Source organism: Cognatiyoonia koreensis (assembly GCF_900109295.1).
GTDB classification, from domain to species: Bacteria; Pseudomonadota; Alphaproteobacteria; order Rhodobacterales; family Rhodobacteraceae; genus Cognatiyoonia; species Cognatiyoonia koreensis.
Map to the genome: position 1 here is coordinate 81,054 of NZ_FOIZ01000002.1, position 22,865 is coordinate 103,918.

Genomic DNA, 22,865 nt, shown 5'->3' on the forward strand with positions numbered 1-22,865 from the left:
TCTAATCCGCCGCCGCGCGGCCCTTGAGGGCAACAATACCCTTTGGGCGGAACTGTATAAAAAGGATGATGAACAGGATCATGTAGGTCTGTGCCGCGAGCGTGTTTGACGGGTTCAGCCATTCGATCCCCTTCTGAAGGAACCCGATCAAAGATGCGCCCGCCAGCGTGCCCCAAACATTTCCGACACCTCCCACGACCACCGTCATGAAGCTTTGAACGATATAGTCCGCTCCCATTTCAGAGGTCACTTTCGCATAAAGCCCGATGGCAACACCCGCAATTCCGGCAATCCCCGATCCGAGCCCGAACGTCAGCATGTTGATCCGGTCCGGATTAATCCCCATTGACGCCGCCATGCCGGGATTCTGCGTCACCGCCCGCACTTCGAGCCCCAACCGCGTGCGCTTCAAGACAAACAGGATCAAAGCCAGAAACATCAGAGCAAGGACAAAGATCGCAATACGGATGTAGCTGATCGCAATCACGTCATTGATAACAAGTGCACCGTCGAGCCACTCTGGCGATGTGAGCGGCCGCGCCTGTGTGCCGAAGATATTCTTGGCGAGCTGCTGGAGTGCGATCGAAATCCCGAAAGTTGCAAGAAGAGTTTCCAAAGGTCGATGATACAAAAACCGGATGACCGACCGTTCCATTGCAACCCCTGCGCCGAACGTAATGGCGAAGGCGAGCGGCAGCGCAACGATTATCGACAGGGTGTAATCAGGCACGAACTGCTGAACCACAAACCCCGTGTACGCACCCATCATGATGAATTCGCCATGCGCCATGTTGATGACGCCCATCACACCAAAGGTGATCGCAAGACCGATCGCCGCCAAAAAATAGATCGACGCGAGCGACAGCGCGTCTAGTCCAAGATCAACCCCTTGGTTGATTGCGACATCAGTTTCGATAGACGAGAGTGCAAGGCGCGCCGCATTGGTAACAGCAGAATCCTGATCTTCGTATTCAAGGTAGAACGTATGTGAGGCAACGATCGCGGCTTGCGCGCTATCGCTGACCCTTGGTTCTGCCTTGTTGTCTGCCACCAGCGCGTCATAGGCCGCAAACCTTGCATCTTCGGTGTCAAGGCTAACGACCGGGAATCCGCCAACCATCCCATCTGCAATATTGGCGATGAGCGTATCGCGCACCTGCGACGATGAAATCAGTGGCGGCGCGAGTTCGGCAGCGACAAGCTGTGAATAAGCGTCTGATGCCGATATGTCTTCTCCGACTACCAGCACTCGCGCGACATTTGCATCTTGAGGAACCGATACGGCGACCTTCGGCGTTGTCGCAAGGATCGTGTTTAAAACGGCACGAACATCAACGGACAAGTCATCAGACAGCAAGTCGATCGCGGCGATACGATCATGCGTCGTGTCGCCAAACATCGCACCAAGCATCCCGGCAAGACGGGTCTTCGTTGCCTTCAGGACAGGATCCGGTTCATCTTCTATCGACTGTCTTAATGGGGCCAGCTGGCTCGCATCCATGCTGCGCGCGATGGCATCGACAGCTGCTTGCCTGCGGGTGATATCCGTGTCGGACAACTGAAATTGAACCAGAGTATCGCCGATCACGCGGCGCACACCCCCGTTGGGTCGGGATTCGTTTAGTTCAGCCGCAATCACGACATCAATCGCCTCACCTGTATCCAAGTCAAATAGCGTAATTCCGCCCTGCGTTTCATCTGCGCGATAGAACAGCATGTCGCTGTTGCGCTGGACAATTTTGCGGTCGCGCCATGCTTCCAGAAACGGCACGGCTTGTGGCAGCGCGCTGGCGACAAGGTCGTCGATTACCGCACTGACCGACCGGCGACCCGGTTTAAGCACTTCGTCTTGGTGAGTTTGAAGGATGTCCTGCAACGTCTGCGCCTGCAGAACTTGCGGAACCATAAGCCACAGCGAAATGGCCAGCAAAACCAGTCTGATCATGGGAATTGGTGCCGATCTGTCAGCAAAACTGGCGCGGACCACAGTCTAAATGCGATCCGCGCCGTGTTTGTCTTAGTAGTTAGACGTCAACTGAACGCAGGTTTCGGTTTCCGTGTTATACATGCCGCACTCCAGCGCCTGCCAATCAGAGGTGAGAACTGCCGACTCTGGCAGATAATCTGTCCACGCGTCGCCCGGGACTTCGCTGGTCTGGCTGATGATGTCGAACTGGCCGTCCGCCGTGATCTCACCGATCAACACTGGCTTGGCAAGGTGATGGTTCGGCAACATGACGGCTGTGCCACCTGTCAAATTGGGGAACTCTTGCCCGTACATGGCTGCACGCACCGCATCCACATCTGTCGTTCCGGCGTCAGTCACCGCGTTCACCCACATGTTGAAACCGATGTAATGCGCTTCCATCGGATCATTGGTAACGCGATCGTCACCCATCTTGGCCTGCCATTTGGCAACCCAAGCTTCATTTGCTTCTGATTCAGCGGACTGGAAGTAGTTCCAAGCTGCAAGATGGCCGACAAGATCGGACGTATCGAGACCTGACAGTTCTTCCTCTCCGACAGAGAATGCGACGACCGGGATATCATCGGCCGAGATACCTGCAGCGGCAAGTTCTTTGTAAAAGCCGATGTTGGCGTCACCGTTGATTGTGGAAATCACGCCGACTTGCTTGCCGTCCGCACCAAGCGCAACGACGTCCGCGACAATGGTTGCCCAGTCGGAATGGCCAAATGGCGTGTAATTAACGAAGATATCCTCTTCAGGAATGCCGTTGGCCTGAAGATAGCTTTGCAAGATGTTGTTCGTGGTGCGGGGATAAACATAGTCTGTCCCGAGAAGCGCGAATTTTTCAACGCCAAGTTCCTCGAGGAAATAATCAGTGGCTGGAATCGCCTGCTGGTTTGGCGCGGCACCGGTATAGAACACGTTACGGGAGCTTTCCTCGCCTTCGTACTGGACGGGATAAAACAGCAGGCCATTCAGTTCTTCGATCACGGGAAGAACGGATTTACGGCTGACCGACGTCCAGTTGCCAAAGATGACATCGACGTCATGAACAGTCAGAAGCTCGCGCGCCTTTTCAGCAAATAGCGGCCAGTCAGAAGCGGGATCGACGACTACTGTTTCGATCTGACAGCCGAGCAATCCGCCTGCCGCGTTCTGTTCTTCGACCAGCAGCAACATGGTGTCTTTCAGTGTCGTTTCTGAAATCGCCATTGTGCCGGAAAGGGAATGCAGGACCCCTACTTTGATCGGGTCGGCGCATTCTGCGGCGGCCATTGCTGAACTGCCCAACAAGGCGGTCAATGCGAATGCGGATGTTTTCAATGTCATAGGTCTAGGCCCCTGTTGTCGCTGCGGATCGCGAAAGCAGCGCATACGCCCCTTTTCAACGGAAAGCCGACCACTTAGGTAGGACCCGCAACAGTGATGTTGTAGTCGCGTGAAGGGAAAATCTGCCAGGATTGGCCTTCGCGCGACGTCTCTGACTCTTTCGAGCATCGGTAATTGATGACCCGAACGTGAAATTGGCCAGAGTTTTCATAAAATGAGATCGCGCCCCGCCCGATCCGCTTAATTTAGGTGCGCAATCACGCGGGCTGCCTATTAATTGGTCACCACCTAGACTGATATCTGCGGGTCATGGGGCCGATACGCGGTCTGCAAGCGCAGTCAGGTGCCGTCCGCGTATTCCGCAGGGCCCTTGATCTCGAGCTTATTTCCGAATGGATCGCGGATGTAGTAAGAGCGGCCCTCGCCGCGCGCTCCGCCGTGAAATGCGTCCCGTTCGACGCTCACACCATGTTTTTCGAGATGTGCATACATCTCCTCTGGATCAATCGGTGAGCAGGCGATGCAAACGTGATCAACATTCGCGCCACCCCGCTTTTCAGCGTTATCGGCACCGGGGTGGGTCACGTCCCAAAGCACAATCAGTGCCGCCCCGGCCCACACCTGTTCCATTCCCAACGCAGGAAACGAATATCCGTGGGCACAACCAAGGACGTTACAATAGAACGCGAGCGCCCTTTCCATGTCATCGACAAGAAACACGACATGATCGATTCCGACCGGGTGAAACGGCACTTTTCGGTGGGGCATCCTATTCCCTTCCGCTCAATTCCATAAACCGTCACACCAGACGGTCACCCAAGTCGAGTCCCTTGAGAAACGCGTCTGCGGACATTGGCTTTTTCCCGGCACGCTGCGCGCGGGTGATTTCAATGGCTCCTTTGCCACAGGCGATGCTAAATCCATGCAAGATGTCACCGGCTTTGCCGTCACCATTCGCCAACCTGCTGCCCAATAGTTTGATCCGCTCGTCACCAACCATGCACCACGCACCGGGAAACGGCGAAAGGCCACGGATCAGCCGATCAACTTCTTCGGCAGGACGCGTCCAATCAACGCGCGCCTCTGACTTGTCAATTTTATCGGCATAAGTGACGCCGTCGGCAGATTGGGGGCGGGGCGTCAGATCGTCGATTTTGGCAAGGGCCTCTAGGATCAGCCGTGCGCCCAGACCAGACAGGCGATCATGTAAATCGCCAGTCGTGTCTTCCGGACCGATTTTGACAGATTCGTCTAGAAGGACTGGGCCGGTATCCAGACCTGCGTCCATCTGCATGATGCAGACACCAGCTGTGTCGTCTCCTGCCATGATCGCCCGATGGATCGGGGCAGCCCCGCGCCAGCGCGGCAAAAGCGATGCATGTATATTCAGGCATCCGTGCGTTGGTGCATCGAGCACGGATTGTGGCAGAATCAGCCCGTAGGCGACGACCACCGCAACATCCGCATTCAGTTCTTCAAATGCCTCCTGTGCGTCTTGTGACCTTAACGTTGAAGGGTGACGAACCGAGAGCCCCATCGCTTCGGCGCGCGCCTGTACTGGCGATGCACGATCCTTCTTCCCGCGCCCAGCCGGCCTTGGTGGTTGAGAATAGACCGCACAGATATCGTGGCCCGCTGCGACTAGCGCATCCAGGATCGGCACCGAGAAGTCTGGAGTTCCCATAAAGACAACACGCATGGTAGCGCTCCTATGATTTGGTCGAACGGGTCTGGGCCGTCCGCTATCTCATTGCGGCCTATCCTAGCGCTTTTGTGCTTTTTTCAGCAGCATCGCGCGCTTGGTCCGAGAAAGATGATCAAAGTACATCTTTCCGTTTAAATGGTCGATCTGATGCTGAACGGAGGTCGCCCATAGACCGACAAACTCCCGTCTGTCCCAGACGCCTTCACCATTTCTAAAACGTACAGTCACCGCGCGGGGGCGGATAATCTTGGCGCTCGCACCCGGCAGGTTAGGTGAGGCTTCTTCATGCTCGCGCGGCTCTACACTCGCATGAAGAATTGACGGATTTGCCAGTCGGACGGCTTGTCCTCGCTTTGTGCTGGCATCGACGACGGCAAGGCGTAGCGGAATGCCAAGCTGCACAGCGGCAAGTCCGACACCCGGCATTGCTTCCATTGCGTCGATCATTTCCTCCCAGATCGCGCGGATCTCATCGGTGATTTCCGTCACCTCCGCCGCCGGCGTACGCAAGACCTTGTGCGGCCACATCACGAAGGGTCGGCTCATGTCACATAGTCCGTACAAAGAATTCCGTTGAGATGGTCGATTTCGTGCTGCGCGCAAGCGGCTGCAAATCCATCGAATGACTCCGTTTTCTCTGAACCGTCGACGTCAAACCAACGCACAGTGACCGTGTCCGGCCTGCTCACTTTCGTCAACTGGTCGGGGATCGACAGGCAACCTTCGTTCATGGACGACATGCGATCCGAAACAGAAACGATTTCGGGGTTTACAAATACCATTGGCGCGTAGATTCCCGACCTCCACGTCGGGTCCATCACAAATATGCGTTGCGCAACACCAACCTGCGGTGCTGCAAGTCCGCGCCCGGGTGCGTCATACATCGTTGCCAGCATATCCGCCGCAAAGCTTTTCAGACTGGCGTCAAAACGGGTCACGGGACTGCAAACCTGACGCAGGATGTCATCCGGAACCGTCCGGATCGACAAAACCGTCATAGCGATCGGGCGAGTTCACGCTTGAGCTTGACCATCTTGCGCGTGATCAGCTGGCGCTTCAAAGGTTTCAGGTAGTCAATGAACAGTTTGCCATCGAGATGGTCGATTTCGTGTTGAACGCAAGTCGCCCACAGGCCAGTGAATGTTTCCTGCTGCTCTTTGCCGTCCAGATCGGTCCAAGCAACCTTGACCTCCGCCGGTCGCTCCACCTCGGCGTATTGATCCGGGATCGACAGGCAGCCTTCTTCGTAGACGCGACGCTCTTCGCCAGCCCAGATGACCGAGGGGTTGATCAGAACCATCGGTCGCGGCGTTTCGTCTTCATCTTTCACACAGTCCATCACCAGCATCCGTGACATCACACCGATTTGCGGCGCGGCCAGCCCAATGCCGGGCGCATCATACATCGTTTCCAGCATATCATCCGCAGTACGGCGCAAATCATCGGTCACTGCGCTAATGGGGTCAGCAGCTTTTTTCAGACGCGGGTCTGGATGGATTAGTATCTTGCGTATCATGCGCATCATTTAAGTCGGCAAACCGCAAAGAGCAACCAAACCAATCCGTAACCTGCAGGTTACACTTGGAGTCCGCCAAGCAACATACAGGTAACGAACTATGACGGATGCCGCATTTTCGATCATGGCTTTGATGCGGTTCGGAGAAAGTTTGGCTCTGCATGGGACGACCAATGACAGTTCGCAAATCGTGGAAAGCCAGGTTCTGGGTCAGGATGATTTTTTATCGCACTGCTGGTCCTGATGTTGACTGATCGGGCAGTTGCGGCTTTGGCCATTTTTCTCATGGGGAGTCCTGTGGCAACCGGTCAGGCATCCTTTCTGTGCTAGCCATATTTTCAGGGGCGCCCTGAACGATACTTCACAACCGATTGAAAGATCACCGCCGATCCGCCGGACTGACCCAAGCTGCATTGGCCGAAGCAGTGCGTGTCAGCTGAAAGACGATCAAGACAGTTGAAAACGGGGGTTCTGTGCCTTCCACAATTCATGCACTGAAACTTGCTGCGACGCTGAACATGACAGTCTAAGAACTGTTTCCGCTTCATGTTCAATAGGGCTTGCCTTCGCGGTTTTGCCCCGTAGCTTGGAAGGAACAAACAGCTAGGATCGCTACATGACTTTCAATTTCTCAAGCGTCAAGCCGGACCCAAGTCGCTCCACGAAATGGGGGAACTGCGCCGCCATTATGGGTCAAGAACCGCGCGAGGGCACATTGCCGATGTGGCTGGCGCAGATGGACTTTCCACCTGCACCAGTCTTGCAGGAAGCGATTATCAAGCTGTCCGAAACCGGTGAGTATGGCTACTTTACCGGGCTCGATACGTTTCAGAATGCTGTATGCTGGTGGTACAAGACCCGCTTTGGATGGTCCCCGAAGCCCGAGCACGTGATTGCAACGCATGGCATCGGAAATGCAATTGGCCTGACCCTGCAGGCAATGACGGAACCGGGCGATGGGATCGTAATCTTCACGCCTGTCTACAATGAGTTTATGGCAAAAGTGCAACGCAACGGGCGCACGGTTGTCGAATCGCCACTGTTGATTGACGAAGAAGGGCTATTCCGACTTGATCTTGATGCGTTGGACGGGCGCATGACCGGCTCTGAAAAGATCATGCTGATCTCTAGTCCGCATAACCCCGCTGGCCGTGTGTGGAACGTCGCGGAACTGCGTGCAATGGCAACCTTTTGTGAAAAGCACGATCTGCTTCTGGTCTCAGATGAAATCCACATGGACCTCGCCTTCCCCGGCCAAACGCAAGTTCCAACGGCTTTGGCCGCGCCTGACGCCCTCCCACGCCTGATCGTTCTTTCAGCGGCGTCAAAAACATTCGATATCGCAGGACTGCGGACCGGTTACGCGATAATTCCCGATGAAACCTTACGGACCCGATTTGCAAGTCTGCACCGCGCACTGGATATTCAGCCGAACCGCGTCGGGCTTGAAATGACGATTGCCGCCTATTCTCCACAAGGGGCAGCGTGGGTGGATGCTTTGCAAAAAGTACTGGCCGAGAACGCAAAAGTCCTGAGCGACGGTTTGAACGACCTGCCCGGTATCACAGTGATGCCGATGCAGGGGACATTTCTGGCATGGATTGATTTTGCCAAAACCGGACTGACATCCAAAGAGATCATGGATCGGGTGCAGAATGACGCACGCATCGCAGTCAGCCCGGGCCATATCTTTGGGGCGCGTGATGAAACTTGCGTGCGGTTGAATATCGGCACGCCCAGATCACACATAGAAGAAGCGGTGTCCCGTCTACGCTCTGCCTTCGCCAATCTTTAGTAGGCTTTGCCGATCAGTCCGGCTGGCAACGCGTCGGGACGGACGAAATCGGCCGCGGGTTGTTCTGCGACCGGATGCAGCCATTTGAAATCAAAGACACATTCGTCATCTTCTGTTCGGCCGTTTTCGATCAGACACTGATAGACGTGTCGGGCACCGTCGTAAATCTCGACACGGCCGCGCAATTTGTCACCGTGTTTGATGTCGATTGATAGACCATCTGCCCAGAACCGGCGGATACGGTAGACATCCTCTCCGTCGTGGATACACAAACGATCGTTACGGCGAAGCGATGCCTTGCGGGCGGCTTCGAGCCCTTTGCGCACCTCTTCTGGTAAAAAACTGGACATGACAAGACTCCTCAACATGCCCCAAGGTGATCTCATCAAAGTAAAAAACAAGTAACAAATTTCGCCGCATCGCGGCATTTTGCACAATTACCATAATAACTTAGGCGGTTTGCGGCCTCACCTTTGGGCGCAATACGTGCGGCTTAGCAGCATCATAGAGCGCGGAATCCGGAAAACCGCACGAATCGGCAAAGGCAGGGCCAACCATGATCAGCGCGGTGCGCGTGATTTTCGCGGCCCGCACCTTTTCGCGGATGTCACTGAGTGTACCGCGCAGGATCATCTGGTCAGGCCAGCCAACACGGTAGACCACGACGCATGGGCAATCCTCACCATAATGAGGCACAAGCTGACGCTCGATTTCGCGCAATGCACGGATTCCAAGGTGGATGGCGAGCGTCGCACCGGTGCGGGCGAAGTTCTCCAGTGTTTCCCCTGCCGGCATTCCTGTCGACTTCATCGACATTCGTGTCAGGATGATTGATTGCGCCACTTCGGGCACTGTCAGCTCTGTGCCCAAAGCCGCCGCTGCGGCTGCATATGCCGGAACGCCCGGCACGATCTGATAGTCGATGCCATCGCCTTTCAACCGTCGGATCTGTTCCGCGATCGCACCATAAAGCGATGGATCACCTGAATGCACACGCGCCACATCCTGACCCCGTTTGTGTGCGGAAAAGATTTCAGCATGCGTTTCGTCAAGTGTCATGCTGGCGGTGTCCAGAACTCGGGCGTCATTCGGGGCACACTCCACGACTGCCTCTGGCACCAGCGATCCGGCATAAAGGCAAACCGGACATTCGCCGATGATCCGCGCCGCTTTCAGTGTCAACAGCTCCGGATCGCCCGGGCCGGCCCCAATAAAGTAAACAGTCATGCCGCAGTCCTCACACCACTTGATTTCGCTCGCCTCTGGCGGTCCATGCCTTCAACCATCTGACAAATCCCCATCGATCTTGCGGGCATAGCCGCGCGGTGTGAACATGCGTGGCCCTTCGCCCAACTGCGCAAGCCGGCTTTGCGATGATCCGACGAGCACGACCGTCAACATATCCACGTCGTCGACCTCCAACGCATCAAGGCGGCGATACCGTACGTCTTCTTCGGGACGACCAAGGGAAGAAGCCAGCATGACCGGCGTATCACCGGGGCGGTGTTGCAGCAGGATGTCGCGCGCTTCGGCCAACAGTGTACGACGCCGTTTCGAAACGGGATTATAAAAGGCGATGACAAAGTCACCCTCTGCCGCCGCTTTCAGCCGCTTTACGATATCTTCACGGGGTGTCAGCAGATCGCTCAGCGATATTGCGCAGAAGTCATGACCCAGTGGCGCACCAGCGCGTGCTGCCGCCCCCTGCAGTGCACTGACACCGGGAGAGCAGACAACTTCAACGCGGCGTGCGGCATCAGAAACGCCCAGCGCATCCGGTCCGCGATCGAGCAGTTCGAAAACGAGCGCGCCCATCGCGTAGATTCCCGCATCACCTGAACAGACCAAGGCGACATTTCGCCCTTTGCCCGCTTGTTCCAAGGCGTAGCGACAGCGATCCTCTTCGCCGCCCAACGGAAAATCGGACCGATCCTTGCCGATCGCCAGAGGTCCAAGCAGATCGATGTAAAGCCCGTAGCCCACAAGCTCATCTGCCTCGGCCACAAGACGCGAGACTTCTGGCGTGCGCCAACTGGCCTGCCCCGGACCAATTCCCACGACCGAAAGCTTTCCACGCGACCGGCCCGGCAGAGCCAGTATCGGTTTCGGCGCGCGTGCGACAGCACAGGTCGCCGTTGCGGATTTGCGCTTTGGAATTGACAAGGTCGCGTCCGGCCCTGCCGTGGCCAACGCAGCACCCTCTGAAACGCCGTGACAGCCGACTTCGGCGAAGACAACTTCCGACGGGTTTTCCAGCCTTCCAGCTTCGGATTCTAGTTCGTTGGCCGTGAAGACACGCAATGGAACGCCCAGTCGTGCCGCCGCCGCGATGATAGCCGGTTCGTCCGCCTTTAGATCAATGGTTGCAACAGCAGCCAATGCGCCCGGGGCAAGCCCAGCCTCGTGCAGCGTTTCTGAAAGCAACCGCCAAACATCCTCGGCATTTGCGTTCCGTGCACAGCCAAGGCCAAGAACGTAGCGTTGGGGGTGATAGACCATTCTGGTGGGCCCACCTGATATGGGGGCTTCAGTGACGCAGATTTCAACACCGTCACCGGCCGTGAGGATCAACCCGGGCAGCGTTTCGTCCGTGATTTTCGCGCCTGCACCGCCCAGCAGTGCGGCCATGACCGGCTTGGCGTCCTCTGGATTGGCCAAACGATAACCCGCCGGCGGTTCATCGAGCGAAACCCCAAGTGCCACATCGCCGGCTGTGGTGACGGCAGCAACCGAATCAAGTGCGTTCGCGATGTCTGACGCCAACCTGTTCGCCCCACGATGTCCGCCAAGAAGCGGCACAACAACCGCGCCATCATCAGAAACCGAAACGATTGGTGGCTCTTTCGTTTTGTCCGACAGTAAAGGCGCGACAGCACGGATCAGGATGCCAGAGGCACAAACGCCAACTACGGGTACACGCGCCGCGAACAGATCGCGTACGTGATCCAGCGCGTTGTCGAAAAATACGGCGGCTACATCAACGCGCTCGGCGCGGCCATGCACCTGCGCGCCTAGAACTTCGGCCACGCGATGGGCCGTCGCCTCACCGGATCGGGACAGCGCGAGGACAACTGGTTTTAAAGCCAAGGATCGGCCCCTTTTGTTAGCAGGATCATTGAAAAATAAGGTGCCGTCTCGGGTGCTTCTGACAGTGGCAGCACGATTTCGTCAGGCAAGGTCGCTCGTTCGACGTAGGTGGCATCGTGTGTCAGCCCAAGCGCGTCGATGACCTGTCGGATCTTCTCAAGATGACGCCCGACCTTCATGATAACGACACTCTCTGCACCTTCGATCCGACTGCGGAGTTCTTCTTCGGGCAGTGGGCCGGGCAGGATCGTGACCCGTTCATTACGTGCAGCAAGCGGCATCGCGGCACGCGCGGCGCAAGCGGTGACAGAGGTCACCCCTGGCACGACCTCGCAGACAAAACGTTCTGACAGACGGGCATGCAGATACATGAACGATCCATAGAAAAAAGGATCGCCTTCGCATAGACAAACGACGTCATCGCCGTTTTCAAGGGCGGCCGCGATTGCTGCGGCACCCGCATCATAGGCCGACTGCGCTGGGCCGCGTTCGACGCTCATCGGAACGTCCATCACAATTTCGCGGACATCTGCCGGGATAAGGTCCACCGCAATGGCCCGCGCAAAGCTGTCACTTCCTGCAAGCGTCGGATAGGCAATCACCTTGGCTGTTTCGATCAAACGGGCGGCTTTGCGTGTAATCAAATCCGGGTCGCCCGGCCCCAGCCCCACGCCATATAGCTTGCCAGCCTGCACCTCTTTTCCTTTGGGCGTGCTGGTCATCGTTTGACGAGGCTCCATTGTGTCACGGGCATTGCTGGACGCCATCCTGTCAAACGACCCACCGGTTCAGCCCGATGGATCGAGATACGAACAAGTTCGCCGCCAAAAGATTGATGAAGCGCGATCAATTCTGCTTCTGATTCCAACGTTACAGCGTTGGCGACAAGCCGACCCAGCGGGCGCAGCGCGTTCCATGCCGCATCGAATGTATCTCGGCTGAGGCCACCACCGATGAAAATCGCATCGGGTGCCGGAAGACCAAAAAGCGCTTCGGGCACCGATCCATCGATAATTTCAAACTTTGGAGCGCCGAGGGCCATCGCGTTCGCGCCAGCCATGGCACGCCGATCAGCACGCGGCTCGATCCCGATTGCGCGGGCATAGCGCGCTGCACGCATCCATTCGATTGCGACAGACCCCGACCCGCAGCCGAGATCCCACAGCAGGGCTCCGCGCATCGGCATCAGCTTGGCAAGTGTCGCTGCACGCACTTCTTGTTTGGTCATGGTTCCGTCAGACTGGAACAACGCATCTGACAGCCCCGGAACACGCGGCAGAAGGGCCGCATCCGGCGCGGCAATACATTCCACAGCCAACGTATTGAACGGCGGGACGGTGTGGGTCCAATCTGCAGCGGTTCCATCGAAACGTTTTTCGTCCTTACCGCCCATCGCAGCAAGAACAGTCATGCGTGATTGGCCAAAGCCACGTTCAGTCAGAAACCGGGCGATTTGCGCAGGCGTTTGTTCACCGGTCGTCAGAACCAGAAGGCGGGCATCGGGCTGGATGAAAGCAATCATCTGTTCGACAGGGCGCCCGTGAACTGTCAGCGTTTCAACGTCAGCCAACGACCAGCCCATTCGCGCAGCTGCCAACTGAAACGCTGAGAGTTGCGGATGGTACACGATTTCGGCGGGGTCGATTGCCCGCCCAATCCTTGCACCAACAGAAAACCAAAGCGGATCGCCAGTAACGAGAATGACAGCACGGCGGCCCCGAAGTTTCTGGATCGTCTCGATCATGGCATCGAATGGCGAAGGCCACGCCAGTCTTTCAGCCGCGATCGTCTCTGCGAGGGCATGATGTCGACTGCCACCTATGATAACTTCGGCCGCCTCCACGACAGCGCGGGTTGCGGCCGTCAGCCCATCCAGCCCGTCTTCGCCAATCCCAACAATATGTAGCCAGGGCGCGGTCATTGCACATCCTCAGGCAATCCCGCCGCAAGCGCGTTTACTGCCGCAGATGCCATGGCCGATCCCCCACGCCGGCCCCGTAGGGCGACGAATTCGCAACCGCGCGGGTCGCGTGCAAGTTCGGCTTTGGACTCTGCAGCACCGATGAAACCGACTGGGAAGCCAAGAATGATAGCCGGTTTGGGGCCACCTGCTTCGATCAGCTCCAACAGGTGAAAAAGCGCCGTTGGGGCATTTCCAATCGCGACCACTGCGCCGTCCAGATGCGGAGTCCAAAGTTCGACAGCCGCTGCGGAACGCGTATTGCCGATCTCGTTCGCACGCGCTGGCACCGTTTCGTCGTTCAAGGTCACGATCACCGCATTCTCGGCGGGCAAATAACGCCGGATGATCCCCGCGCCGACCATTTCGCAATCGCAAAGGATGGGTTTGCCAGCGCAGAGCGCCTCGCGCCCGGCCGTATACGCGTTAAACGACCAGACCAGACGGTCCGCGATTTCGATCATGCCGCAGGCATGGATCAACCGCGTGATAAGCGGGCGCATATCGTCCTGAAACCGATCAAGCCGGGCTTCCTTGCGAACGGTCGCAAAACTGGCGGCGTAAATGGACGCTGGGTTTTTTTCGTAAGGGCGCACGGCTTATTGCTTTCCTGCGATCAGTTCGGTTGCTTCGTCTTGCGCGCACTCTCTGGCCCATGGGGGTGATCCGCATGGGGGTAAACAGCGTGGACATGATCATGGTGATGATGGTCATGATCGTGATCGTGGTCATGATGATGGTGATGCGTATCCTGTGCTTGGAGACGGCACAGACCTGTGCAAAACGTATCGCACAGCGTGCAATCCGCAACATTGGACCCAGGTGCGTTGGCACCCTGCCCTTCCACATGGTGATGGTGGCTTTCCTGAACCGCACCGACCTCGGCCTCAAAACCAAGCACTTGCGTGCGATATTTGCAAAGAACGCAGGTTGGCGGTGGGATGTCACCAAATGCCGGATGTTGACGTTCCGCGATACTGATTTCGCGGTGCTGGCCGTCTTCGAGTGCGAGAACCTGCTTGCGATATCCGCAGATCCCGCAATTTGGCGGTGGGGTCTGGGACGTCTGCTCCATCACACGTTCGGCAAAGGTTTCCAGCACCTTCGGATGATCGCCCAGATACGGTGCCTTGATGAACGTGATGTCGGGGTGCGCGGCAGCGACCTGATCGGTGAACCCGTAAATCCGGTCAATCAGGATTCCGGAGAACAGGAAGTAGGGGAACACAATGACCCGCTTGTATGGCAGTCTGGCGACATGTTGCAGGCATGGTTCAACAAGCGGGAAGGTTACACCGGAATAGCCAACCTCACACCAGCCAAAACCCATCCCTTCCTGCAGCATCCGCGCGATCTTGGCGACGTTACCATTGGCATCAGGATCGGAAGCGCCGCGCCCAATCACGACAAGGCAGGTTTCGGTCAGCGCAAGCTTCCCGTGCTTGGAATTCGCGCGATCTACTGCTTCCTGAATCCGTCCGGCGGCGGCAGCGATCATCTTTGGATCAACCCCCAGTTCGCGACCATAGCGTACGTCAATGTCATGTTTGGCAGCATAGGTGTTCAAAACCGTTGGAATATCGTTCTTGGCGTGCATCGCGGCAAACAGCATCCCGGGCACGGCAAGAATCCGATCGCAACCCGCGGTCCGCAAATTATCAAGACCGTCGCGGATCACCGGATTGGCGAACTCAAGATATCCATAGTCCGTCATCCAATCATCAGGCAGATAGGCGGGCAACTTTTGCGCCAGTGTCGCGAACTCGTCCACGGCAGACTGGCTGCGTGAACCATGTCCGCAAATCATGACGCCGGTTTTCATGCCGCTTCCTCTTCCAGCTCTGCCGTTTCTTCAGGGTCTTCGGTCTTCTTGCCTTTAAGCGCTCCGTAAAGCCCGGTGAGAATGATCAAGCCAATCGCCGCACCGGCAACCCAATGGTCATGTCCGGCCACATCGGCCAGATGACCAGGGTGCGCAGCAACGCCGCTGCCAAGAACCGTAAACGCAAGTGAAAGTGCAAGGCGCATTGCCATCCCCTTTTATCCAATATGCAGAGAAGGCCACTGCCGTAGCGTCTGACGATGTGAAACCGTCGTCCCCGTGTTGGGTCGACGCTGGTATCACCAACCTCTCTGGCCCATTCGGGCGTCGTCTGCTGAGTCGTATACTTGCCATGGGCTGGCGGGGCAAACCCATAAGCGACGCTGTGCAGCCCTAAGCGAACGCGATCTGAAGTCGCAACTGCAACAGGTCGAACTTCCGCCGTTGAAAGGCGCTTTTTGCGTGCATCTCGCGCGTAATCGACACCCAGTCGATCAACAAGCGGGTGCGCAGACAAAACTCGAGGATTTGCGGATCAATCGTGTACGCGTAGTTTGCTATGAATTCCTCGCGATTTGCGCGGATCACACCGCTTGCGTCGATCTGCTCGGGCATTGCTTCGCGGTAGATGTCATCTTTGAGGAAATCGACGATGTCATAGACTGCAAGCTTTTCAGTCACTTCGGTCACGTCGAACGCATAGAGTTCATCACCACCAATCATGATGTTGCGCCCGTGAAAATCGCCATGGCACTGCGCTTTGGTGCATTTCTTGTGCGCCAGTTGCATAGCATTCAATCGGGTCACGGCTATCATGGGTTGGTAGTCGACCGGACTGGCTTGCGGACCGTCAGCGACCGCTTCAGCAAGGCTTTCCACCATCCAATTCGGCCAGAAAGCTGCTTTCGTGACTTCGCCAAAACCGTGAAAGGTGCCAAGCCAGTCTGCCGTGCGGCGATAGAGGCGCGCCACTTCTGCGTCATTGTCAGTGTCCCGGACCACATCCGTAGCAGTCTTGAGATCGAGGAACTTCGTCACGAAAAATGCACCATCAGGATCGGCATAGATCGGTTGCGGAACCCCCAAGCCTTTATGAGCTGCAAAACGAGCGTGCAAACGTTTGAGAACGTCAAATTCATCCGCTAACCGGCGGGTCTGCGCGCCCCGACCATCGAATTTCAACGCATAGGCCGCGTCAGCAATGATGACCTTGTAAACATGGCGATCCTTGAAATCCGTCGATTGATAGATGCACGTAAATTCCGGCTCTCCGGTCAACCCGCAGGCAGCCATGAAGGCATCCACCATCTTCCGGGCAGCGACCAGATCTACATGAAACTGACGGAGCAAACGCTGCGGTATCATAGTGTGATATCCGGCGACACAAACGCCGGTCCTTTGGAAACGCCCCCCCTTAGCAACTTCCATCATTCCGGTCGATACAGTTCGCCATGTGCGCATGCGCACCAGACCTGCGCCCATACGGGTGTTTTTTGCACAAATACGCTAAGCTACATCACTCGCCAGGACTAAGGAAAGGAATGGAAGAATGGGTCAGCTTGTTGACGGCGTCTGGAAAGACGAATGGTATGATACGAAATCGACCGGCGGCGCATTCAAGCGGTCGACTGCGAAATTCCGCAACTGGATAACGGCGGATGGTGAACCGGGCCCTTCGGGAACCGGCGGATTCAAGGCCGAAAGCGGACGATATCACCTCTATGTGTCATACGCCTGCCCTTGGGCGCATCGTACGTTGGTCTTCCGTGTTCTGAAAGATCTGACGGATCATATCGGCGTTTCAGTTGTCCACCCTCATATGCTGTCTGATGGCTGGACCTTTGACACCGACGACAAAGGGGCAACAGGCGATATGCTTTTCGGCTTTCCGTTCGCACGCGACATCTATTTGAAAGCCGATCCAAAAATCTCGGGCAGGGTCACCGTGCCGATCCTGTGGGACAAGGAGAAGGAAACGATCGTTTCCAACGAATCCTCAGAGATCATCCGCATGTTCAACAGTGCATTCGATGCAATCACGGGAAATACAGATGACTACTGGCCAGAAGACATGCGTGGCGACATCGAAGACATGAACAGTCGCGTTTACGACACCGTGAATAACGGGGTCTACAAGTCAGGCTTTGCCACCACGCAGTCCGCGTATGAGGACGCCGTAGCACCATTATTCGAAAGTCTGGACTGGCTCGAAGAACGACTGTCGCAAAATCGTTATCTGATGGGCGATAAACTGACAGAAGCCGATTGGCGGCTCTGGACAACGCTCGTGCGGTTCGATCCGGTCTACCACTTGCATTTCAAATGCAATCGCAAGCGGATTATAGATTATCCAAATCTCTGGGGTTTCACCCGTGAGCTATACCAGGTCCCCGGGATCGCCCAGACTGTCAACATGGATCACATCGTCCAGCACTATCATTACAGTCACGAAACGATCAATCCGAACCGGATCATTCCGATCAACCCGGTGCTTGATTTCGATGCGCCTCATCACCGGAGCTAGGCTGGCCATAGTGCTGGACGATTGCCGCCAGATCGTGTGGTGGCGTGTTTGATTCGATAAACGCGCGAGCGTTTGCGCTGTGCTCGAAGATGGAACCATCCGAAAAGAATGTCGTGTCTGTCACATAGACAACGTTCGCGTTCGGCTGTCTGAAAAAGGCGACATCACCGACAGTCAGCGCGCTGCCTTCGCCAAGCACAAGGTCAAGCACGATTACGTCGAACTCCATAGTCTCGATCTTTGCGACGGCGTCAGTACCGGTTTCGGCAATGGTCACCGTACCGCCAAGCCGTTCAAGGTGGCGCCGCCAGAGCTTACCAAGAGGCTCGTTACTCTGGACAATCAATACACGCATCCTGGCCCCTGCATTTAGTTCTCCGAATTACTAGCCCAACGCCCGAACACGACGATGGTTCCCTAAAACTTAGGTAATCTAAAGATTAACGATTCATTAACTTTGCACCCCCTCACGTAAGTTTGCTGGATATTTGCCGACAGCCTTGTCTTTATGGCGAAAATCCGCTTGATATCGCCCGACAGGAGAGCTGCTTTATGACCACTTGGATTACCATTTGTGACACATGCAAACGCGAAAACTGGGCTGAATCCGGGGCGGAGATTACCGATGGCGAGCTATTTGCCGCACGGATCGAGGAAGCGGCGTCTGCCATTCCGCACATCAAGACCCGCCGAACGTCCTGTCTGATGGGATGTACGCGGTCATGCAACGTGGCAATTCAGGCAACAGGTAAACTGGCGTATACCTTGGGCGAGTTCGCCCCTGACACGGAAAGCGCAGAAGGCGTCGTCGCATATGCCGCGCTGCATGCACAAAGCGAAACAGGGCAAGTGCCTTATCGCACGTGGCCGCAGGCGGTCAAAGGGCACTTTGTTACGCGCCACCCACCGCTTCCGACCGAAGAATGAAGAATACGCGCGATCATGGCGGCGGCCTCGACGCTGCGATTGCTCAATTTGGCGGCAGCCGAGCCGACTGGCTCGACTTATCTACCGGGATCAATCCCGTGCCCTATCCAATGCCAACGCTCACGGCCGATGCATGGACCGCACTGCCCGACGCGAACGGTTTGAAACTGCTAATAGACCGCGCCCGCCGGTTCTGGAACGTGCCGGACGATGCCGAAATCATCGCCGCCCCCGGCGCGTCATCCATCATTGCGCAGCTTCCGCGCCTAAAGGCCCCGGGAAAGGTCGCCATACCCGGACCCACCTATAATGAACACGGCGCGGCGTTCCGCGCGGCTGGTTGGACGCTTGATGATAACGGCATGGATGCGCTTGTCGCGGTGCATCCCAACAATCCCGATGGCCATCTGTGGGACGCGACAGTGGTGCAGGCACCGTTCACGATCATCGACGAAAGCTTTTGCGATGTGGTACCTGACGCGACACTGATCCATCATGCAGCCCGCAAGGGGACTGTCGTTCTGAAAAGTTTTGGCAAATTCTGGGGGCTCGCCGGCCTTCGGCTGGGGTTTGCGATCGGTGATCCGGACATCCTTGCGCAGCTTGGCGAAACTTTGGGGCCATGGCAGGTGTCAGGTCCGGCAAGTCAGATCGGGGCAGAAGCGCTCGCTGATCTTGCCTGGTCCGATGAAACGCGCCAGCGTCTGGCAGCAGATGCTCGACAGCTGGATACGCTGCTATTGAAACAGGGGGCCCATCTTGTCGGTGGCACAGACCTGTTCAGGCTCTACGAAGTGGACAACGCGAAAGCCGCGCAGCAACAGCTCGCGCGCCATCATGTCTGGTCGCGCATATTTCCCTATGCTGATAACTGGTTGCGCCTTGGCCTACCGCATCCAGATCGATGGGGACAGCTGGAAGCCGCATTTTGACGCTTGTCATTGCAATGATACTCGACGCCGCGTTCGGCGAACCAAAGTGGATCTGGTCGCGTGTCCCGCACCCTGCCGTTTTGATGGGTCGGTTGATTGGTTGGATCGACGAAACGTACAACGTTGGATCGCATCGCTTTGAAAAGGGTTTCATCGCGATGGTGTGTTTGGCAACTGGAGCTGTGCTGATTGGGCTTGGTTTGCGTCAAATACCTTTTGTCGACGTGATCGTTCTTGCAATCCTTTTGGCGCAACGCTCGCTGGTTGAACATGTCTCTGCTGTCGCGATGGGGCTGCGGGTTTCTCTGAAAGAAGGAAAACGGGCAGTCGCCATGATTGTCAGCCGCGATACAGCGAATATGACCGAAAGCGACGTGTCCCGCAGCGCGATTGAAAGCGCTGCCGAAAATATGTCGGACGGTGTCATTGCACCTATTTTCTGGTTTGCGATCGCGGGGCTTCCGGGTCTTTTGCTCTACAAAATCACGAATACGGCGGACAGCATGATCGGCTACCGCACGCCACGCCATGAAAAATTTGGCAAGGCCGCTGCCCGGTTAGACGATCTTCTGAACATTATTCCGGCACGATTGACAGCACTGATGATGTGGGCCGTCACGCCACACAGCAATTTGGCAGGAATCCGGCGCGATGCTCCCGCGCATCGCTCTCCCAATGCTGGCTGGCCCGAAGCAGCGATGGCTTATGGACATCAGATCGCCCTGTCCGGGCCGCGCAGCTACGATGGACAGATCCGCGAGTTTGCTTACGTAAACGCTGCGGGACGGACCGACCTTGGCCCAAATGACATCATGGCTGCCGTAAGCACGCTTTGGAAAACCTGGGGGCTGGCGCTTTGCCTTGCCGTCGTTTTGTGGCTGACAACGGGGCTGTTATGACATCTGCTTTGCCACAATCTGGTGAATTTCCACCCCGATACTTGCCTGATAACTTTCGCGCAACCTTTCGGAGCCTTGAATGCGCCTTGCACTAGCCTTTTACCTTTTCGCGACCGGCGGGATAGCCCAAACCTGTGGCGGCTCGCTTCCCGAGTTCATCTCCGGGATCAAGGCAGAGGCTGTCGCCGCAGGCCTGCCCGCCGATACCGTAGAAAGATTTTTCAAAGGGGCGGCGATTGACCCGAACGTTTTGCGGGCAGACCGCTCGCAATCGGTTTTCCAACGCGATTTCATCGACTTTTCCAGAAGGCTAATCAGTCGGAACAGAATTGCAGCAGCACGAGCCAATAGTGCGCAGTATGACGCGATCTTTTCGCGGATTGAGCAAGAGTTCGAAATTCCGCGCGGCGTTATTCTTGCCTTCTGGGCGTTCGAGACCGATTTCGGTGCTGTGCAAGGCGATTTCAATACGCGCAATGCGCTCCTGACGCTCGCACATGATTGCCGGCGGCCCGAGCTGTTTCGCCCGCAATTGATCGCTGGGATTGAACTGATGGGCACCGGGAATTTTGATCCGGCCACAACAACAGGGGCTTGGGCAGGGGAGATCGGTCAGGTCCAGATGCTGCCACGCGACATTATCGAATATGGAATGGATGGCGATGGCGATGGTCAGGTCCGGCTCAAGACTTCTGCACCTGATGCACTGATTTCAGGTGCAAACGTTTTGTCCAATCTGGGCTGGCGACCAAATGAACCGTGGCTTCAGGAAGTCCGCGTCCCGAGCGATCTCGATTGGTTCGAGACAGGACTTAATCACCCAAAACCGACTGAAGATTGGATCGCGTTGGGCGTGACGCCTACCCAAGGTAATATTCCGCTGAACATTGAAGCGCGTGTCATCCTGCCGATGGGGCGCAATGGTCCGGCGTTTCTAGCCTATCCAAATTTCGACGTCTATTTCGAGTGGAATCAAAGCTTTGTCTACGTGCTGACAGCTGCATACTTCGGAACCCGTTTGGAAGGGGCCGAGGTCTACAATGCAGGTAATCCCGCGCCAGCGCTGACAGGAGAGCAGATCACAATCCTACAACAAAAACTTGCCAACCTTGGATACGACGTCGGCGGGATCGACGGAATTCTGGGTGCGAAGACTCGTGAGGCCGTTCAGAAAGAACAGCAGCGCTTGGGTCTTCCGGCTGATGCTTGGCCGACCCGTGAATTTATGGAGCAATTATGAAAACGACAATTCGGCTCCTTGCAGGCATTGTTGTGCTGGCACTTGTTGCGTTCTTTATCTTCGCGCCGGGCTATGTCGAAGCCGAACGCAACGCAGTACGTAGTCACGACCCCTACCCCGTCAGCGCAGACGCCCGATCCCTGCACGGCAGTTTGGTCATCGGGGACTGGCATGCGGACAGCTTGCTCTGGAAACGCGATCTGACGCGGCGCAGTGACCGCGGCCATGTCGATATTCCGCGCCTGCTTGAAGGGAATGTCGCGATTCAGATGTTCACCGCTGTGACCAAAAGCCCAGCCGGGCAAAACTATCACAGCAACGCAAGTGTCACGACGGACAACATTACGTTGCTTGCCATGGGTCAGCTTTGGCCACCGCGGACCTGGGGTAGCTTGTTTGAACGCGCGCTGTATCAGGCCGAAAAACTGGATCAGTTTGCGCAGGACACCGACACTCTTCGCATAATCAAGTCAAAGTCGGACCTTGAAGACCTGCTTGCGCGGCGGGCCTCTGGCGAACTGATTGTCGGAGGCCTACTTGGAATCGAAGGCGGACACGCACTCGAGGCCGATCTTGCCAACCTGCAACGCTTGACGGACGCGGGTTACCGAATGATCGGGTTGCATCATTTCTTTGATAACGCGCTTGGTGGTTCGCTGCATGGCAAAGACGATGAAGGCCTTACGGAATTCGGCAAGGCCGTCGTCCGCGAAGTGCAATCGAACAACTTGATCCTCGATGTGGCGCATTCCTCGCCGCAAGTCGCCCGAGATGTCCTTGCGATGACGGAAATGCCCATCGTTGTCAGCCACACGGGAGTTCATTCGGTTTGTCCGGTCAAACGCAACTATACCGATGACCTGATGCAAGACATCGCGGCAACAGGTGGCGTCATCGCGATCGGGTATTGGGCGGATGTCCTTTGCGACGATAGCCCGGCGGGTATCGCAACCACGATCGCCGCCGCAATTGCGCTTGTCGGTGAAGATCACGTTAGCCTTGGTTCGGACTTTGACGGCTCCGTCACGACGGCACTAGATACATCAGAACTCTCAGCCATCACGCATGCATTGATTGTGGCAGGCCTCAGCGAACGACAAATCCGGAAGGTAATGGGAGAGAACATGCTGCGCGTTTTGCGCGAAAGGTTACCTGAATAA

25 protein-coding genes are annotated in these 22,865 nt (G+C 56.4%); 8 read left to right on the forward strand and 17 right to left on the reverse strand.

From position 1 onward, the window contains the following. Nucleotide 1 precedes the first annotated feature (1 nt). The 7 genes from urtB to def (BMY44_RS12140) all read right to left on the reverse strand — a co-directional run bounded on the left by urtB (nt 2) and on the right by def (BMY44_RS12140) (nt 6,519). On the reverse strand, nt 2-1,945 hold the full coding sequence (gene urtB, locus BMY44_RS12110; RefSeq protein ID WP_089995130.1) for an urea ABC transporter permease subunit UrtB: 1,944 nt from the start codon (nt 1,943-1,945) through the stop codon (nt 2-4). Nucleotides 1,946-2,017: 72 nt separating this feature from the next. Further along, nucleotides 2,018-3,298 carry an urea ABC transporter substrate-binding protein gene (gene urtA, locus BMY44_RS12115; protein WP_089995136.1) on the reverse strand — a complete coding sequence of 427 codons (1,281 nt, stop codon included), beginning with the start codon at nt 3,296-3,298 and terminating at the stop codon, nt 2,018-2,020. A 339-nt stretch (nt 3,299-3,637) separates the two neighbouring features. After that, the gene (locus BMY44_RS12120) at nt 3,638-4,066 is read right to left on the reverse strand and encodes a VOC family protein (protein WP_089995140.1); all 429 of its coding nucleotides are present in this window, start codon (nt 4,064-4,066) and stop codon (nt 3,638-3,640) included. A gap of 31 nt (nt 4,067-4,097) precedes the next feature. Further along, nucleotides 4,098-4,997, reverse strand: coding sequence for a methionyl-tRNA formyltransferase (gene fmt / locus BMY44_RS12125; RefSeq protein WP_089995143.1), 900 nt, complete (start codon nt 4,995-4,997; stop codon nt 4,098-4,100). 63 nt (nt 4,998-5,060) lie between these two features. After that, nucleotides 5,061-5,549 carry a peptide deformylase gene (def, locus tag BMY44_RS12130; RefSeq protein WP_089995145.1) on the reverse strand — a complete coding sequence of 163 codons (489 nt, stop codon included), beginning with the start codon at nt 5,547-5,549 and terminating at the stop codon, nt 5,061-5,063. Further along, entirely contained in the window at nt 5,546-6,001 is a 456-nt protein-coding gene (gene def / locus BMY44_RS12135; RefSeq protein ID WP_089995148.1) for a peptide deformylase, read from the reverse strand. Before def (BMY44_RS12135) ends, def (BMY44_RS12130) begins: the two co-directional genes overlap by 4 nt. Then, nucleotides 5,998-6,519, reverse strand: a complete 522-nt coding sequence (gene def / locus BMY44_RS12140) for a peptide deformylase (RefSeq protein WP_089997142.1) — start codon at nt 6,517-6,519, stop codon at nt 5,998-6,000. Before def (BMY44_RS12140) ends, def (BMY44_RS12135) begins: the two co-directional genes overlap by 4 nt. A gap of 100 nt (nt 6,520-6,619) precedes the next feature. Here def (BMY44_RS12140) and BMY44_RS18225 point away from each other — a divergent pair, with 100 nt between their 5' ends. Then, a complete protein-coding gene (locus BMY44_RS18225; RefSeq protein ID WP_165611837.1) occupies nt 6,620-6,763 on the forward strand; it encodes a hypothetical protein in 144 nt (47 codons plus the stop codon). 372 nt (nt 6,764-7,135) lie between these two features. After that, nucleotides 7,136-8,314 carry a MalY/PatB family protein gene (locus tag BMY44_RS12145; protein ID WP_089995151.1) on the forward strand — a complete coding sequence of 393 codons (1,179 nt, stop codon included), beginning with the start codon at nt 7,136-7,138 and terminating at the stop codon, nt 8,312-8,314. Here BMY44_RS12145 and BMY44_RS12150 read toward each other — a convergent pair. From BMY44_RS12150 to BMY44_RS12190, 9 genes are all read right to left on the reverse strand, one after another. Further along, entirely contained in the window at nt 8,311-8,664 is a 354-nt protein-coding gene (locus tag BMY44_RS12150) for a hypothetical protein (RefSeq protein WP_089995154.1), read from the reverse strand. The two genes, BMY44_RS12145 and BMY44_RS12150, sit on opposite strands and share 4 nt — an antisense overlap. 100 nt (nt 8,665-8,764) lie before the next feature. Further along, entirely contained in the window at nt 8,765-9,541 is a 777-nt protein-coding gene (gene cobM, locus BMY44_RS12155) for a precorrin-4 C(11)-methyltransferase (protein ID WP_089995157.1), read from the reverse strand. 51 nt (nt 9,542-9,592) lie between these two features. After that, on the reverse strand, nt 9,593-11,401 hold the full coding sequence (gene cobJ / locus BMY44_RS12160; protein ID WP_089995159.1) for a precorrin-3B C(17)-methyltransferase: 1,809 nt from the start codon (nt 11,399-11,401) through the stop codon (nt 9,593-9,595). After that, complete coding sequence (gene cobI / locus BMY44_RS12165) at nt 11,392-12,123, reverse strand: precorrin-2 C(20)-methyltransferase (RefSeq protein ID WP_089995162.1); 732 nt, start codon at nt 12,121-12,123, stop codon at nt 11,392-11,394. The genes cobJ and cobI overlap by 10 nt, the downstream gene beginning before the upstream one ends. Next, entirely contained in the window at nt 12,120-13,322 is a 1,203-nt protein-coding gene (gene cbiE, locus BMY44_RS12170) for a precorrin-6y C5,15-methyltransferase (decarboxylating) subunit CbiE (protein ID WP_089995165.1), read from the reverse strand. The genes cobI and cbiE overlap by 4 nt, the downstream gene beginning before the upstream one ends. Next, nucleotides 13,319-13,957, reverse strand: coding sequence for a precorrin-8X methylmutase (locus BMY44_RS12175; RefSeq protein WP_089995168.1), 639 nt, complete (start codon nt 13,955-13,957; stop codon nt 13,319-13,321). The genes cbiE and BMY44_RS12175 overlap by 4 nt, the downstream gene beginning before the upstream one ends. 20 nt (nt 13,958-13,977) lie before the next feature. Further along, the gene (locus BMY44_RS12180; protein ID WP_089995171.1) at nt 13,978-15,183 is read right to left on the reverse strand and encodes a sirohydrochlorin chelatase; all 1,206 of its coding nucleotides are present in this window, start codon (nt 15,181-15,183) and stop codon (nt 13,978-13,980) included. Then, nucleotides 15,180-15,389 (reverse strand): DUF6732 family protein, encoded by a 210-nt coding sequence (locus BMY44_RS12185; RefSeq protein WP_089997143.1) that lies wholly within the window; start codon nt 15,387-15,389, stop codon nt 15,180-15,182. Before BMY44_RS12185 ends, BMY44_RS12180 begins: the two co-directional genes overlap by 4 nt. 187 nt (nt 15,390-15,576) lie before the next feature. Continuing rightward, the gene (locus tag BMY44_RS12190; protein WP_165611838.1) at nt 15,577-16,548 is read right to left on the reverse strand and encodes an aminoglycoside phosphotransferase family protein; all 972 of its coding nucleotides are present in this window, start codon (nt 16,546-16,548) and stop codon (nt 15,577-15,579) included. 184 nt (nt 16,549-16,732) lie between these two features. Between BMY44_RS12190 and BMY44_RS12195 the strand changes: the two genes are divergently transcribed. Continuing rightward, nucleotides 16,733-17,707 (forward strand): glutathione S-transferase family protein, encoded by a 975-nt coding sequence (locus BMY44_RS12195; RefSeq protein ID WP_089995178.1) that lies wholly within the window; start codon nt 16,733-16,735, stop codon nt 17,705-17,707. Here BMY44_RS12195 and BMY44_RS12200 read toward each other — a convergent pair. Then, entirely contained in the window at nt 17,664-18,062 is a 399-nt protein-coding gene (locus tag BMY44_RS12200) for a response regulator (RefSeq protein WP_089995181.1), read from the reverse strand. The two genes, BMY44_RS12195 and BMY44_RS12200, sit on opposite strands and share 44 nt — an antisense overlap. Nucleotides 18,063-18,259: 197 nt before the next feature. Between BMY44_RS12200 and BMY44_RS12205 the strand changes: the two genes are divergently transcribed. The 5 genes from BMY44_RS12205 to BMY44_RS12225 all read left to right on the forward strand — a co-directional run bounded on the left by BMY44_RS12205 (nt 18,260) and on the right by BMY44_RS12225 (nt 22,865). Continuing rightward, the gene (locus BMY44_RS12205) at nt 18,260-18,634 is read left to right on the forward strand and encodes a DUF1636 family protein (RefSeq protein ID WP_089995184.1); all 375 of its coding nucleotides are present in this window, start codon (nt 18,260-18,262) and stop codon (nt 18,632-18,634) included. Beyond that, entirely contained in the window at nt 18,631-19,566 is a 936-nt protein-coding gene (locus BMY44_RS12210; RefSeq protein WP_089995187.1) for a threonine-phosphate decarboxylase, read from the forward strand. The genes BMY44_RS12205 and BMY44_RS12210 overlap by 4 nt, the downstream gene beginning before the upstream one ends. Next, the gene (cbiB, locus tag BMY44_RS12215; RefSeq protein WP_423219751.1) at nt 19,563-20,465 is read left to right on the forward strand and encodes an adenosylcobinamide-phosphate synthase CbiB; all 903 of its coding nucleotides are present in this window, start codon (nt 19,563-19,565) and stop codon (nt 20,463-20,465) included. The genes BMY44_RS12210 and cbiB overlap by 4 nt, the downstream gene beginning before the upstream one ends. 79 nt (nt 20,466-20,544) lie before the next feature. Beyond that, nucleotides 20,545-21,705 carry a lytic murein transglycosylase gene (locus BMY44_RS12220; RefSeq protein ID WP_089995194.1) on the forward strand — a complete coding sequence of 387 codons (1,161 nt, stop codon included), beginning with the start codon at nt 20,545-20,547 and terminating at the stop codon, nt 21,703-21,705. Further along, nucleotides 21,702-22,865, forward strand: coding sequence for a dipeptidase (locus BMY44_RS12225; RefSeq protein ID WP_089995197.1), 1,164 nt, complete (start codon nt 21,702-21,704; stop codon nt 22,863-22,865). Before BMY44_RS12220 ends, BMY44_RS12225 begins: the two co-directional genes overlap by 4 nt.